Source organism: Roseburia inulinivorans DSM 16841 (assembly GCF_000174195.1).
Taxonomy (GTDB): domain Bacteria; phylum Bacillota; class Clostridia; order Lachnospirales; family Lachnospiraceae; genus Roseburia; species Roseburia inulinivorans.
Genome location: NZ_ACFY01000154.1, coordinates 77,656 through 91,768, shown reverse-complemented (window position 1 = coordinate 91,768; position 14,113 = coordinate 77,656). Strand labels below are relative to the sequence as shown.

Sequence of the window (14,113 nt, the reverse complement as noted above, 5' to 3'; positions counted from 1 at the left end):
ACACCTTTTCTTTTACATAACATGCTTAATATATTAGCTATATCACGTTTTAACTGTCCATATATTATTTTTCTGCGATACTTTGGTGCAAATACAATGTGATACTTACAATTCCATTTCGTGTGTGCTAAACTATTTATATCCATATGGATACCTCCTCTGCTTGTAATGCGGTTGGCGAACCTGCATTATTATAGCATTGGAGGTTTTTTCTGTAAGCTAAAGCATTTCCAACCACTCGCATAGCAAGTGGTTTATTTGTTTCCAGCATTCCATTTTTCGGAACACGAAAAACTCCATCCTGGAAACAGGGCCTTGCCCTAACAAAGAAAATGCCATTGAATTTAAAACTCAATGGCATTTTTTATAAATGAAACATGATCAATGATATATTTAACATTCCTCCGGAATGAACTCGATCACACCCTTGGCAAGCCTGGATACACGCGCTAATGAGTATACATCCACACCCTGCGCAATTAACTTGTCGCGTCCCGGCTGGAAGGATTTCTCGATCAGAATACCAACACCTGCGATGGAAGCACCGGCCTCAGACAGTAAGCGGATGGCACCGCTTGCAGCTTCTCCGTTTGCAAGGAAGTCATCAATGATCAGAACGTTATCATTTTCTTCGATGAACTGATGGGATAATGTCAGTTCATAGCTTGTGCCTTTTGTGAAGGAAGTCACAACGGTCTGAAGCAGATTATCATTTAAAACCTTAGAAGGCTGTTTCTTTAAAATGATCATTGGAACGTTCAAAGAGATAGCCGTCATTAGTGCCGGAGCAATCCCGGAGCTTTCGATGGTAACAACTTTGGTAATCCCCTTGTTTCCGAAATGTCCTGCAAATGCATCGCCAATCTGCTGCATTAAAACAGGATCTACCTGATGATTGATAAAGCTATCTACTTTGAGAATATTCTCAGATAAAGCATGACCTTCTTTTAAGATTTTTTCTTCAAGTTCTTTCACTATGTCACCTCATAAATATGTATTGTTATATTTTTAGAACGATAAAATACAGATGCCGGATCTTTCTGTTCGTTCTTTATTTTGCATATTGTAGCACAATTACAGTGTGAAAAAAAGACTATTTCGTGTTTTCTTCGAATAAATTCCCGTAAAGTTCTTCCACCAGATGATCCAGAAAGGTTTCCTCTAAATCCGGGTACTGTTTTGAGAGGAAACGGGTCATGATCTCATAACGTTTAAAGTAAAGATCCTGATCAAAAACTTCCTCGTCCATGCTCTCATCAATATCTTTTGCGCTGTAAGTGGAAGTAAACCAGGAAATGATTTCAGAAGATAAATCATTTTCTTTTTCTGCCTGCGTGCCAAGTGTTTTCAACTGCCGCAACGACACAATGCCGATCACGAAGAAGATGAGGAGCATGACACCCATAACGATACAGAGCATAATCTTCATATAATCAGCGACATGGACAGGAAGTACTCCGGTGGCAAATAAAATAAGTGCAATAAAACCGAAAACACTCACCAACAGGAATGAATAGGCAGTGGATTTCGTCTCTTCTTTTTTTGATTCCTTTGAAACATAAACTTTCATAATGATTCTCACTTTCGTTTTTTACTTTGTTATAATTATATTTGATTTACTAGACCGGGGCAACGGTTATATGATATAATTTTTCTGTATGAAAATAACAATTTTATGTGTGGGAAAAATTAAAGAAAAATTTTACAGGGATGCGGTCGCTGAATATGAAAAACGTCTGAGCCGCTATTGCAGATTTGAAGTGACTGAGGTGGCGGATGAGAAGACACCGGATCATGCAAGCGAGAATATGGAGCTTCTCATCAAGGAGAAAGAAGCGGAGCGCATGGAGAAGTATCTGAAGGAAGGTGCCTATGTGATCGCCCTTGCAATTGAGGGAAAACAGTTAGATTCTGTGGAACTGTCACAAAAAATCGATACTCTGGGAACATCCGGCATAAGCCATATTATTTTTGTGATAGGTGGTTCGCTGGGACTCGCGGAACGCATTTTAAAACGGGCAGACTATAAGCTTAGTTTCTCAAAGATGACATTTCCGCATCAGCTTATGCGTGTCATCTTATCAGAGCAGATTTACCGCAGTTACCGCATTATCAATCATGAGCCATATCATAAGTAGACGATAAAAACAAAAATTATAATCATAACAAACATAGAGGAGGAATTGTATTTTATGTTACGAATCAGAGAGTATCGCAGGGTGGAAAGCTTAGAGGAAGCCTACGAACTCAATCAGAAGAAAACGAACCGTATCATAGGTGGCGGACTCTGGATGAAAATAGGAGATCGGAATCTTATGACTGCCATAGATTTAAGCGGTCTTGGATTAGATCAGATCAGTGAGACAGAGGATGAGTTTGTGATCGGCTGCATGGCAACACTCCGCGATTTAGAAGTGCATCCGGGATTGAATGCATACACAGATGGCGCGGTAAAACAGAGTGTCTGTCATATCGTCGGAGTGCAGTTCCGCAACTGTGCAACCGTTGGTGGAAGCATTTATGGAAGATTTGGTTTTTCAGATGTACTGACTTTATTTGCGGCACTGGATTGCTATGTGGAATTATATAAGGGTGGAAATGTTCCAATTCAGGAATTTATCCATATGAATTATGATAATGATATTCTTGTGGCAGTACATATTGTAAAAACACCTGTGAAGATCACTTATCTTTCACAGAGAAACACAGCAACGGATTTTCCGGTAATTGCAGTTGCTGTTTCAGAATATAACGAAAAACTGCATGTCAGCATTGGTGCAAGACCGGTAAGGGCAGAGACACTGACACTTGACCTTTCAGAAAAAGCAGATATGGAACATCTGGTAAAAAAAGTGCAGGAACAGTTTTCGTTTGGAAGCAACCGGCGCGGCAGTGCAGATTACAGACGCCATATTGCAGGAGTTCTTGTAAAGAGAGCCTGTGCGGCAAATGAACAGCAGGAGGATAGAAAATGAAGATACATTTATGGCTGAACGGCAAAGAAATCTCTGATGAAATCTCACCGGATATGCCTTTATTGGAATATGTCAGAACAAAGGGATGTTACAGCGTAAAACGTGGCTGTGAGACATCTAACTGTGGACTTTGTACCGTGTGGATGAATAAAAAACCGGTTCTTTCCTGTTCGGTACTCGCAGCAAGGGCAGATGGAAAAGAGATTGTAACTTTAGAGGGTGTGCAGGAACGCGCGGCAGAATTTGGAACTTATCTTGCAAACCAGGGCGGTGAGCAGTGTGGCTTCTGTAATCCGGGATTTATCATGAACGTTCTGGCGATGGAGGATGAACTGAACAATCCGACCGAGGAGGAGATCAAGGCATATCTTTCCGGAAATCTCTGCCGCTGCAGCGGCTATGAGAGCCAGCTGCGTGCAATCAAAAATTACCTGAACCGTAACCGGGATATAGAGTAGAATTATCTGATAGAGTAGAATAAATGCAAGGAGAAATGATATGAAATATGTAAATGCTCCCGTGATGAAAAAAGATGCCATGGCGCTTGTGACGGGAAAACCAGTGTATATGGACGATGTGGCACCGAAAGACTGTCTGATCGTAAAAGTACTCAGAAGTCCTCATGCACATGCCCTGATCGAAGAGATCAATATCACCAATGCATTAAAACAAAAAGGAATTGAATGCATTTTAACTTATAAAGATGTTCCACACCGTCGATTTACGATGGCAGGACAGACCTTTCCGGAACCGAGTCCTTACGACCGTTATATCTTAGACCAGCGTGTCCGTTTTGTCGGAGATGCGGTTGCGATTGTCGCCGGGGAGGACGAGGCGGCAGTTGACCGTGCATTAAAGCTTATCAAAGTGAAGTATCAGGTGTTAGAACCGGTGCTTGACTATCATACAGCAAAAGATAACCCGGTTCTTGTCCATCCGGAGGAGGACTGGAAGGCACTCTGTCCGGTTGGTGCAGACAATAAACGGAACCTTTGTGCGTCAGGCATGGACAGTGACGGAGATGTGGATGGTGTCATGAAAGACTGTGACATTGTCATGGAAGGAACCTATCATGTAAAGGCAATGCAGCAGAGTATGATGGAAACCTTCCGCACAGCTACTTATCTGGATACTTATGGAAGAATCAACATTTTATCTTCTACACAGATCCCATTTCATGTGAGAAGAATCCTTGCGAATGCCCTGGACATTCCAAAATCAAAAGTCCGCGTCATAAAGCCTAGAATCGGAGGAGGTTTTGGAGCAAAACAGACCGTGGTAGCCGAGGTATATCCGGCAATTGTGACGATGAAAACCGGAAAACCTGCCAAAATCATTTATACCAGGGAAGAATCCCTAATTGCATCGTCTCCGCGGCATGAGATGGAAGTGACCGTGAAACTGGGCGCAATGAAAGATGGTACGATCCGCGCATTAGACTTGTATACTCTGTCAAATACAGGTGCTTTCGGAGAGCATGGACCGACAACTGTAGGTCTGAGTGGTCACAAATCCATCCCGATGTATCAGACGGAGGCATTTCGTTTTCAGTATGATGTTGTATACACGAATCATATGTCAGCAGGCGCTTACCGCGGTTATGGGGCAACACAGGGAATTTTTGCAGTGGAATCCATGGTAAACCGGCTGGCAGACAAACTTGGCATGGATCCATTGGAAATCCGTTATAAAAACATGACACATGAAGGTGATGTCATGCCGGCTTATTACGGAGAGACCGCAAATAGCTGCAAGCTTGAAGAATGTCTGAGAAAAGCGGCGGATATGATCGGATGGGAGAAAAAACCGCTGCGTCAGGTTATGCCGGATGGAAAGATCCGTGGACTTGGAACGGCAATGGCAATGCAGGGTTCTGCAATTTCAAACTGTGATGTCGGCTCTGTCACAATCAAACTGAGTGATGAGGGATTTTACAATGTGATCGTCGGATGTACTGATATGGGAACCGGCTGTGACACGATCATTGCGCAGTTTGTGGCAGACAGTCTGGACACGGACATTGACAACATTGCAGTATTTGGAGTAGATACTGATACCTCACCTTACGATTCCGGTTCCTACGCTTCGAGTACCACGTATCTGACCGGTATGGCTGCAGTGAAAGCGGCAGAACAGATGCGTGAAAAACTGCTGCAGCTTGCGGCAAAAATTCTGGAGGAAGATATCACAAAACTGGAGTTTGACGGCAAACGTGTATTTTGTGAAGAAACCGGAAAAGAAGTATCGCTGCTTGATCTTGCAACTGCATCCATGGTCAACAATGAGATTGCATTGGAAGTTACCTACAGTCACAGTTCCCCGGTTTCGCCGCCACCGTTTATGGCTGCCTGTGCAGAAGTGGAAGTCGATCCGGAAACCGGAGCCATCGAACTTTTGGATTACACGGCATGTGTGGACTGTGGAACGGTTGTGAATACGAATCTTGCAAGAGTACAGACAGAGGGCGGCTTACTGCAGGGAATCGGTATGACACTGTATGAGGATGTCTGGTACAACGAGAAGGGTGTGAATCTCTCAAACTCCCTTATGCAGTACAAGATTCCGACCCGTCTTGACTTTGATAAAATCCGCGTGGAATTTGAGAGCAGTTACGAGCCGACCGGACCTTTCGGTGCAAAATCAATCGGTGAGATTGTAATCAACACGCCGGCTCCTGCAATCGCACAGGCAGTATACAATGCAACGGGTGTATGGGTGAATGAATTGCCAATCACCCCGGAGAAGATTTTAAAAGGGATGCATGTGATTTGAGATGGAATCTGATTCTGCTGGCAGCCGGATATTCCAGACGTTTTGGAGACAGAAAGCTGTTGGCAGAGATAAATGGAACACCGCTTTATCGCTTTTCACTGGATAAAATAAGAAAGCTCTCGGAAAAACTTGGAGATACGACCATTCTTGTCGTGACATCTTACCCGGAGATTGAAGCATATTGCAGAAAACAGAGCGTTACCGTGATAAAAAATGACGGAACAGATAATACCGGAATTGCGTCCTCTATTCAAAAAGCGGTGAAATATCTGGAGACACAGGAGTGTGCCTTGGAGGGCAGTCGAAAGGCAGATGTTTCTTTACAGCAGACCAGCCTGGACTTGACGAAAATGAGGTATGGATGTTTTGAACCAATATGCATCGCAGAACAAAAAATCGGTACGATGGAATGTAAAAATATCTGGCGCAGTCCAAACGTATTTGATGCATGCTATCGTCCGGAATTATTACAGCTTTCGGCGGACAAAGGCGGAAAAGCTGTGATGAAACAGCACGCAGAGGATGTGTTTTGTTTTCACACAGAAAAAGAAACACAGTTTTTGGATATTGATACGAGAGAGGATTTATTGCGCATATCAGATAAGCTTTTTTCATAAGCTTATATATGAGTAAAAACAGTAAAAACCAATCCATGAAAAAATGATAAGTCAGTTAGAACTCCCCAAAGACCTTATGCTTGGAGCGGCAATTGTCACAATTACCGGGCGGAAAGAGGTTCTGGTCGAGAATTATAAAGGAATCATTGAACTGGAGGATTCACTTGTGAAAATTCAGACAAAGAACTGCAGACTTCAGATTTTAGGAGTTCATCTGACGGTGGAGTATTACACGAATGAGGAAATGAAAATTGTCGGTCTGATCGACTCCGTTTCTTACGAGTATTAATGTTTGTCTTATCATGGATCAAATTTTTTCGTGGATATGTGTATGTGCATCTTACCGGATATGCCACAGAGCGTTTCCTGAATTTATGTGGCAGCCGCAACATTTTAATCTGGAATTTAAAACCAACGGAAGATGGGTACTATTTTTATATCAGCGTGGATGGTTACCGCAGTTTAAAGCCAATCTTAAAAAAAACAAAGACAAAGGCGCGTATTTTAAAAAAATACGGTGTGCCGTTTCAACTGTTCCGCTACCGGAAACATAAAGTATTTGCGGCAGGAATCGCCGTTTCAGCTGTTTTGCTCTTTTACTGTTCCGGTTTTGTCTGGAATATTGAAGTAAAAGGCAATTCTTATCTGTCAGAGGAGACAATCCTCACGTTTTTACAGAACGAAAATGCAGGCTTCGGTGTGCCAAAAAGAAATATCAACTGCGAAGAACTGGAAGAAAAACTGCGTTCTGCATACAGTGAAGTCATCTGGACTTCGGTAAAAGTCTACGGCACGAAAATGACGGTGGAACTTCAGGAAAATCTGCTGCCGGAGGAGGAATACGAGGCAAAGGATGACACGCCGGAAGATATCGTTGCAAAAAAAGACGGTGTCATTGCTTTCATGGTGACGAGGACAGGAACACCGCTTGTGACCGCAGATATGGAAGTGAAAAAGGGAGATATCCTTGTCAGCGGCAGGGCAGAAATCTTGAATGACGACGGTGAAGTGGCGGAATATATTTATCCGGGAGCGGACGCAGATATTATTGCAGAAGTAAATTTTTATTATGAGGATGAAATAAATATTTCGTATCAGGATAAAATAAAAACAGGCAGGGCAAAAAAAGATTATGGAATCAGGTTCTTTGATTATCACTTGAAAAATCCATTTTTCCGGCAGGACTATGAGCAGTTTGATCTGACGGAGCATGCCAGCCAGCTGCATTTTACCGACAATTTTTATCTTCCGGTTTATTTTGAAACCTATTTGTATGAAGAATGTCAGACAGAGGAAAAAACGTATAGTAAAACAGAGGCAGCAGCAATTGCACAGAGCCGTTTTGAGCAATATCTTGCAAATTTAGAGGAAAAAGGTATTCAAATTCTGGAAAAAAAATGTTATGATAGAAAAAGCAGATCAGAAATATGTGGTAACAGGGACGGTGGATGCCTATGAATCCATCGTTTCATATCAGCCGACAGAGATTCTGGAAATAACGAGTGAAGAGAGGCAGCAACCGAATGAGTCTGACTGAAATATCTTTAAATATACCAACCGAACATGTGGCAAATGTCTTTGGACAGTTTGATGCCTATATAAAGAAAATTGAGCGCACTCTTAATGTGACGGTAGTCGTTCGTGGAGATTCCATGAAACTGATTGGAAATGAACGTCAGATCAAGAGTGCTTCTAATGTGTTTATGCAGCTTTTGGAGTTGTCCAAAAGGGGAAATGTCATCACGGAGCAGAATGTGAATTATGCATTGTCTTTAGCGGCGGAGGCGAAAGAATCTGCGATCGTCGAGATCGATAAGGACTGTATCTGTCATACAATCAACGGAAAACCGGTCAAGCCAAAGACGCTTGGACAGAAGAATTATGTGGATGCCATCCGCCAGAAGATGATCGTCTTCGGAATGGGACCGGCAGGTACCGGTAAAACATACCTTGCAATGGCAATGGCGATCACAGCGTTCAAAAATGAGGAGGTCGGAAGGATCATTCTGACCAGACCGGCGATCGAGGCAGGCGAGAAACTTGGATTTCTGCCGGGAGACTTACAGAGCAAGGTCGATCCGTATCTGCGCCCGTTATATGATGCGCTTTATCAGATCATGGGAGCTGAGAGTTTCCAGAAGAATATGGAAAAAGGATTGATCGAGGTTGCCCCTCTTGCCTACATGAGAGGCCGGACTTTAGATAATTCGTTTATTATTTTAGACGAGGCACAGAACACAACACCTGCCCAGATGAAGATGTTTTAACCCGCATCGGATTTGGTTCTAAAGCAGTCATCACAGGTGATGCAACGCAGAAAGATCTCTCACCCGGAACAACTTCAGGTCTGGATGTTGCACTGAAAGTGTTAAAAAAGGTGATGAGATTGGTATCTGTGAACTGACCAGCCAGGACGTTGTGCGCCACCCGGTCGTACAGAAAATTGTAAAAGCATACGAAGATTATGAAAATCGCAATAAAAAGAAACCGGCAGAGCAGAAGAAAAAGTGGGAGAAACGATAGATGAAGGAACAGTTTGTGGCAAAGAGGATCGTAAATATAGGATTGATTTTTCTTGTTGCAATTGGGGTTTCTGTCATTGCCGGTATGATGGGCAGGATGTATTTAGACCAGCTTCTTGGAATGGGAGCATTGACAGTTCTGTTCATGGTTTTATTTGCATTTCTTTTGATTTATGAAAGAAAACGGAAAAAGATATCAAATAACCGCGAGACGGATTACGGAAAGATTTTAAAGGGATTTTTGTTGTCTGCTATTCTTACAGTGATCTTTCTTTTCCTGCCGGAGTTTACAAGTCCGGTCATGATCCTGCCAATCTTAATGTCGGCGGTCGGAACGTATGAACTTGCTGTGTGCAGTTCCTTTTTCTTTTGTACCGTATTGGAGATGGCAAAGGGCTGTCAGTCCTATGAGATCCTGTGCTGCACAATGCTGCTTCTGTCAGGATTTATGATTGCACATATGCTGGAAGATACCCGGAATAAAATGTGGTGTCTGATCCTTATCTTTGCAGTGGCTGTTTTGATTCCGGTACTTTTTTCGTACTTTTTTTATCAGGAACCGCACTATGATATTCTGGGCAAAGCCGCAATTGGGGCTGCTGTGACGGATCTTGCAGCTGCGTTTGTTTATCCGTTTCTCACAAAGCAGAAAGAGGCTGAGATTGATAATTTCTTAACAGATATCACAGAAGAGGATTACGGTCTTTTGCGTGAACTGAAGAAGTTTTCGAGGCAGGAATACAGACATGCCCTTCGTGTGTCAGGAATCGCCGAAAAATGTGCATATATTGTAGGGGCAGATGCTGCTGTCTGTAAAGCGGCTGGTCTTTATTATCGTATTGGGATTTTAGATGGCGATTCTATGGTGGAAAACGGGGTTGCAAGAGCGCAGAATCATTGCTTTCCGGAAAAAGTGACGGAAATCCTCTCTGAGTATTATGGAATCGAAAAGATGCCGTCCACCATTGAATCTGCGATTGTACAGATTGTAGACGGGATGATCAAGAAGTTAGAAGCACTTGAGAAGACAAGCAAAATCGCCGGTGGCTGGAACAAGGAAATGGTGATCTATCAGACCTTGAATGAGTTCTCTGCCCAGGGACTTTACGACCAGTCTGGACTTAGTATGAATATGTTTTTAAAAATCAGAGAATATCTGGTAAAAGAGGAGGCTTTACGGTTATGACATTGAACTTTGAAGCGGAAGTAAACGTACCATTTGATTTTGATGTGGAAGCTTTAGCAGGGGAAGTGATCAACTTTACTTTGGAACACGAAGATTTCCCATATGAACCTGAGGTAAATCTCACATTAGTAGACAATGAGGGGATTCATGCCATTAACAAAGAATTTCGTGAGATTGACCGTCCTACGGATGTTTTATCATTTCCAATGCTTTCCTATGAAAATGCAGGAGATTTTTCAAAACTGGAAGATGATTATGATGATAATTTTAACCCGGATACCGGAGAAATTATGCTTGGAGATATTGTGATCTCGGTGGACAAGGTTTTAGAACAGGCAGAGAGTTACGGGCATACCACAAAAAGAGAGTATGCATTTCTGATCGTACATAGCATGTTACACCTGTTTGGCTATGACCACATGACACCGGAGGAAGCTGCGGTGATGGAAGCAAAACAAAAACAGATTCTTGATGAGATGAACATCACAAGATAAAGAAATTTTGAGGAATAATATGAGTAATAAAAAGAGTAGCACCAGTTTTTTAGTGCAGGGTTCCATTCTTGCAATGGCATCGATCATCAGCAGGATCATCGGTCTGGTATACCGTATCCCGCTGACTGCTATCATCGGAAATAAAGGAAATGACTATTATGGCTGTGCCTTTGAGATTTATAATATATTGCTGATCATTTCTTCCTACAGTCTGCCGCTTGCAGTATCAAAGCTTGTGTCCGCAGATATGTCGCTTGGAAGAAAGAAGAATGTATACCGTATTTTGAAATGTGCGCTGATCTTCGGACTGGTGTCCGGTACGATCGCCGCATTGATCCTATTCTTTGGGGCTGAGTTTATCACAGGAACGATCATGAAGACGCCTTACAGTATTTTTGCAGTGAAGGTGCTTGTGCCAACACTGATCGTAGTTGCAGTACTCGGCGTTATGAGAGGATTTTTTCAGGGACTCGGAACGATGATGCCAAGCGCAGTCTCGCAGATCTTAGAGCAGATCGCAAATGCGATCGTGAGTGTGTGGGCAGCCTATGTGCTTTATAACTACGGAACCAAAGTGGGTGCGGTGCTTGGAAATGCAGAAAACTATGCCGCTGCCTACGGTGCTGCAGGAGGAACGCTTGGTACGGGAACCGGGGCTGTGGTAGGACTTCTGTTCGCAGCCTTTGTTCTGCTCGCATATTTAAGTGTGTTTAAGCGTCAGATGAAGCGGGAGCGCCGGGCAAAAGTTGACAGCTATTCATATATTTTTAAAATATTATTTATCACGATCATACCGGTTCTGATGAGTACTACGATCTACAATTGTAATGCAATTTTGGATCAGGCAATTTTCAAAAATATTGCGAACTTACAGGGATACTCTGCAAATGATATCAGTGAGTGGAATGGTATTTATACCGGTAAATATAAGACATTGATCAATGTGCCAATCTCGATCGCATCTGCCCTGGCAGCATCTTCCGTGCCTGCGTTGACCGCGGCTTACACAAATGGTAAGAAAGAGGCAGTCCGCTCACAGATCAACACAGCAATCCGTTTTATCATGGTGGTTGCGTTCCCTTGTGCAGTGGGAATGGGTGTTCTTGCATCTCCGATTTTACAGCTTTTGTTCCGTGATTCCTCGGAACTTGCAGCGAGTATGTTACAGCTTGGTGCTGTTTCTATTGTATTTTTCTCGTTGTCAACGCTCTCAAATGGTTTGTTACAGGGGATTAACCGTATGCGGGAACCGGTAAAAAATGCATTGATCGCACTGGTGCTTCATATTGGACTGCTTGTCGTCCTTATGTATGCCTTTCAGTTAAATATTTACGCAGTTGTTTATGCAAATGCATTTTTTGGACTGTTGATGTGTGTCTTAAATGCATACTCTGTGAAAAAATAACAGCGGCTACCGGCAGGAAATCAGACGTACCTTTGTGATACCGGGCATTTCTGCGCTCATTATGGGTGTTGCAGTTTATCTGTCGTATCAGCTTGCATTATATCTCTTTCGTGTGAATGCGATTGCAACCGTATTCAGTATTTTGATCGGTGTGATCGTCTATGCAGTGGTTCTTTTGCTGCTAAAAGGACTGACAGAAGAGGAGATTTTAAAATTTCCGAAAGGTGCTGCACTTGTAAGGCTGGCAAGAAAAATGCATCTGCTGCGATAAATTGTAAAACAAATTTACCGGCATGAAAATTTTTCGTTTAAGAATGTAAAAAATGGCAAATACTTATCAGGGGTGATGAAATTGAAAAAAATGATAAGTGTTTGCCTTTTATTTGTATTGCTTTTGGCCGGTTCTTTATGGATAGACCAGACAATGCGTTCTTCTGAGAAAACAAAGCCGGAAGAGGTGGCAGAAGAAATGGCTGCTGATACGGAAAAAATGACAGAGAGCATGTCACATCTCTCTTATACAAAATATTATGTCCATGCTTCAGAAGGCTATGTGGTCATCTATCAGGCGGATCATGAGACGGTTTACTGTGAGACTTCTATCCGGGTGGAACATCTCCCGGAGGAACTTCAAAGCGGTCTAAAAGAGGGAATTGCACTTTGTTCGGATGAGGAATTATATGAATTTCTTGAGAATTATTCATCATAATTTCTTGCGAATTATTCGCCGTAATGATTTGATTGTTACTTTTACTTATGGTAATATAAAAAAGGTTTTCAATGACTTTAAACCATGTGAGGAAAAATTGTTAAAGTTTTGCAATTGTCCAGAGAAATACAATGTGAGGAATCATGAATATAAATGAGAAAAAAAGCTTTGATGTCATAGTGATCGGCGGTGGAGCTGCAGGAATGATGGCGGCCATCACGGCTGCGTCCAATGGGGCGGACACGATGATCTTAGAGCATAAAGACCGTGTGGGGAAGAAGATTTTATCCACCGGAAACGGAAAATGTAATTATACGAACGAATTGCAGGGTGTCACGTTTTATCGCGGAGATGACCCTGCATTTGTGCTGCCGGTTATGGAACAGTTTGGTTTTGACGAGACGGTTTCTTTTTTTGAAAAACTTGGTATTTATCCAAAAAGCAGGAATGGTTACTATTATCCGGCGAGCGAGCAGGCGGCATCTGTATTAGATGTGCTCCGGATGGAATTGACATTCCGCCATGTCTCTGTGGTAACCGAGTGTGAGCTTCGCAATATTTTAGAGAAAAAAAACGGTTTTCTGTTAGAGACTGACAAAGGAAGATTTTCTGGAAAAAAAATCATTTTTGCCACGGGATTATTGGCTGCACCAAAAACGGGAAGTGATGGAAGCGCAATTCCTCTGATCAAGGCATTTGGACATCGTTTTTCGGATGTTGTTCCGGCATTAGTTGCCTTGCAGTGCAGAGAATCCTTTTTCAAACAGCTTGCAGGAATCCGCACAGAGGCAGAAGTGTCACTTTTCATAGATGGAGAGAGCATCGCCTCAGAGCGCGGTGAACTTCAGTTGACGGATTATGGAATTTCCGGAATTCCAATATTTCAGGTCAGCCGTTTTGCCACAAAAGCGTTAAAGAGAAAGCAGACGGTCACAGCACAGATTGATTTTCTGCCAAAGCTGAGTGAACAGGAGATAGAACAATTGTTCGAAAGTCGCTTTCGAGAATATGCGCATGGCAAGACTGCGGACGAGGCAATGGTCGGGCTGCTGAACCATAAATTGAGCGATGTGCTGTTAAAGGAAGCGCACATTTCACTGAAAAAGCCGGCAGAGGAGATCACGAAAAAGGAATTGCTGCAGCTTGTAAAACAGTGTAAGCACATGGAAGTCTGTGTGACAGGAAGCAAGTCTTTTGAACAGGCTCAGGTCTGTGCAGGCGGGGTACATACAGATGAGATCAATCCCCGGACGATGGAATCAAAACTTGTTCCAAACGTTTATTTTGCGGGGGAAGTGGTTGACATTGACGGTATGTGCGGCGGCTACAATTTACAGTGGGCATGGTCGAGCGGCTATGTGGCAGGCATACATGCGGCAGGATGATACAGAACACATTTCTGTGTCAGGTGCATGGAAAAATGACCGGGGAAT

Annotated in this window: 16 protein-coding genes and 1 pseudogene; 14 read left to right on the top strand and 3 right to left on the bottom strand. The window is 42.8% G+C overall.

What is annotated here, in order from left to right; genetic code table 11:
* The 3 genes from ROSEINA2194_RS20675 to ROSEINA2194_RS16495 all read right to left on the bottom strand — a co-directional run.
* Positions 1-146 (bottom strand): IS200/IS605 family transposase (locus ROSEINA2194_RS20675; protein ID WP_007890091.1); only part of this gene is annotated, 146 nt, incomplete at its 3' end.
* Between the two features lie 247 nt (positions 147-393).
* Positions 394-975, bottom strand: a complete 582-nt coding sequence (locus tag ROSEINA2194_RS16500; protein WP_007890086.1) for a xanthine phosphoribosyltransferase — start codon at positions 973-975, stop codon at positions 394-396.
* A gap of 118 nt (positions 976-1,093) precedes the next feature.
* Positions 1,094-1,570, bottom strand: coding sequence for a hypothetical protein (locus ROSEINA2194_RS16495; RefSeq protein ID WP_007890085.1), 477 nt, complete (start codon positions 1,568-1,570; stop codon positions 1,094-1,096).
* A gap of 88 nt (positions 1,571-1,658) precedes the next feature.
* Between ROSEINA2194_RS16495 and rlmH the strand changes: the two genes are divergently transcribed.
* The 14 genes and pseudogenes from rlmH to ROSEINA2194_RS16430 all read left to right on the top strand — a co-directional run bounded on the left by rlmH (position 1,659) and on the right by ROSEINA2194_RS16430 (position 14,065).
* Positions 1,659-2,138 carry a 23S rRNA (pseudouridine(1915)-N(3))-methyltransferase RlmH gene (gene rlmH, locus ROSEINA2194_RS16490; protein ID WP_007890084.1) on the top strand — a complete coding sequence of 160 codons (480 nt, stop codon included), beginning with the start codon at positions 1,659-1,661 and terminating at the stop codon, positions 2,136-2,138.
* A 54-nt stretch (positions 2,139-2,192) separates the two neighbouring features.
* Entirely contained in the window at positions 2,193-2,975 is a 783-nt protein-coding gene (locus ROSEINA2194_RS16485; protein ID WP_007890083.1) for an FAD binding domain-containing protein, read from the top strand.
* Positions 2,972-3,433 carry a (2Fe-2S)-binding protein gene (locus tag ROSEINA2194_RS16480; RefSeq protein ID WP_007890082.1) on the top strand — a complete coding sequence of 154 codons (462 nt, stop codon included), beginning with the start codon at positions 2,972-2,974 and terminating at the stop codon, positions 3,431-3,433. Before ROSEINA2194_RS16485 ends, ROSEINA2194_RS16480 begins: the two co-directional genes overlap by 4 nt.
* 40 nt (positions 3,434-3,473) lie before the next feature.
* Positions 3,474-5,747, top strand: a complete 2,274-nt coding sequence (locus tag ROSEINA2194_RS16475) for a xanthine dehydrogenase family protein molybdopterin-binding subunit (protein WP_007890081.1) — start codon at positions 3,474-3,476, stop codon at positions 5,745-5,747.
* Positions 5,744-6,364: a nucleotidyltransferase family protein gene (locus tag ROSEINA2194_RS16470; protein WP_007890080.1), complete on the top strand. Its 621-nt coding sequence runs from the start codon at positions 5,744-5,746 to the stop codon at positions 6,362-6,364. The genes ROSEINA2194_RS16475 and ROSEINA2194_RS16470 overlap by 4 nt, the downstream gene beginning before the upstream one ends.
* Before the next feature lie 43 nt (positions 6,365-6,407).
* Positions 6,408-6,653: a YabP/YqfC family sporulation protein gene (locus ROSEINA2194_RS16465; RefSeq protein ID WP_007890079.1), complete on the top strand. Its 246-nt coding sequence runs from the start codon at positions 6,408-6,410 to the stop codon at positions 6,651-6,653.
* Positions 6,653-7,822 (top strand): sporulation protein YqfD, encoded by a 1,170-nt coding sequence (locus tag ROSEINA2194_RS16460; protein WP_007890078.1) that lies wholly within the window; start codon positions 6,653-6,655, stop codon positions 7,820-7,822. Before ROSEINA2194_RS16465 ends, ROSEINA2194_RS16460 begins: the two co-directional genes overlap by 1 nt.
* Positions 7,823-7,887: 65 nt before the next feature.
* Positions 7,888-8,887: pseudogene (locus ROSEINA2194_RS16455) on the top strand (PhoH family protein).
* Entirely contained in the window at positions 8,888-10,072 is a 1,185-nt protein-coding gene (locus ROSEINA2194_RS16450) for a hypothetical protein (protein WP_007890075.1), read from the top strand.
* Positions 10,069-10,566, top strand: coding sequence for an rRNA maturation RNase YbeY (gene ybeY / locus ROSEINA2194_RS16445; RefSeq protein ID WP_007890074.1), 498 nt, complete (start codon positions 10,069-10,071; stop codon positions 10,564-10,566). The genes ROSEINA2194_RS16450 and ybeY overlap by 4 nt, the downstream gene beginning before the upstream one ends.
* A 19-nt stretch (positions 10,567-10,585) precedes the next feature.
* Positions 10,586-11,971 (top strand): polysaccharide biosynthesis protein, encoded by a 1,386-nt coding sequence (locus tag ROSEINA2194_RS16440; protein WP_007890073.1) that lies wholly within the window; start codon positions 10,586-10,588, stop codon positions 11,969-11,971.
* 34 nt (positions 11,972-12,005) lie between these two features.
* On the top strand, positions 12,006-12,242 hold the full coding sequence (locus ROSEINA2194_RS23230) for a hypothetical protein (RefSeq protein WP_334292518.1): 237 nt from the start codon (positions 12,006-12,008) through the stop codon (positions 12,240-12,242).
* An 81-nt stretch (positions 12,243-12,323) separates the two neighbouring features.
* Positions 12,324-12,680: a hypothetical protein gene (locus tag ROSEINA2194_RS19940; RefSeq protein WP_172727158.1), complete on the top strand. Its 357-nt coding sequence runs from the start codon at positions 12,324-12,326 to the stop codon at positions 12,678-12,680.
* A 143-nt stretch (positions 12,681-12,823) separates the two neighbouring features.
* Positions 12,824-14,065 carry a BaiN/RdsA family NAD(P)/FAD-dependent oxidoreductase gene (locus ROSEINA2194_RS16430; protein WP_007890069.1) on the top strand — a complete coding sequence of 414 codons (1,242 nt, stop codon included), beginning with the start codon at positions 12,824-12,826 and terminating at the stop codon, positions 14,063-14,065.
* Positions 14,066-14,113 lie beyond the last annotated feature (48 nt).

Coding starts and splice junctions, on each gene's coding strand:
- ROSEINA2194_RS16495 (WP_007890085.1), bottom strand. CDS start 1,570: ATGAAAGTTTATGTTTCAAAGGAATCAAAAAAAGAAGAGACGAAATCC.
- rlmH (WP_007890084.1), top strand. CDS start 1,659: ATGAAAATAACAATTTTATGTGTGGGAAAAATTAAAGAAAAATTTTAC.
- ROSEINA2194_RS16485 (WP_007890083.1), top strand. CDS start 2,193: ATGTTACGAATCAGAGAGTATCGCAGGGTGGAAAGCTTAGAGGAAGCC.
- ROSEINA2194_RS16480 (WP_007890082.1), top strand. CDS start 2,972: ATGAAGATACATTTATGGCTGAACGGCAAAGAAATCTCTGATGAAATC.
- ROSEINA2194_RS16475 (WP_007890081.1), top strand. CDS start 3,474: ATGAAATATGTAAATGCTCCCGTGATGAAAAAAGATGCCATGGCGCTT.
- ROSEINA2194_RS16465 (WP_007890079.1), top strand. CDS start 6,408: ATGATAAGTCAGTTAGAACTCCCCAAAGACCTTATGCTTGGAGCGGCA.
- ROSEINA2194_RS16460 (WP_007890078.1), top strand. CDS start 6,653: ATGTTTGTCTTATCATGGATCAAATTTTTTCGTGGATATGTGTATGTG.
- ROSEINA2194_RS16450 (WP_007890075.1), top strand. CDS start 8,888: ATGAAGGAACAGTTTGTGGCAAAGAGGATCGTAAATATAGGATTGATT.
- ybeY (WP_007890074.1), top strand. CDS start 10,069: ATGACATTGAACTTTGAAGCGGAAGTAAACGTACCATTTGATTTTGAT.
- ROSEINA2194_RS16440 (WP_007890073.1), top strand. CDS start 10,586: ATGAGTAATAAAAAGAGTAGCACCAGTTTTTTAGTGCAGGGTTCCATT.
- ROSEINA2194_RS16430 (WP_007890069.1), top strand. CDS start 12,824: ATGAATATAAATGAGAAAAAAAGCTTTGATGTCATAGTGATCGGCGGT.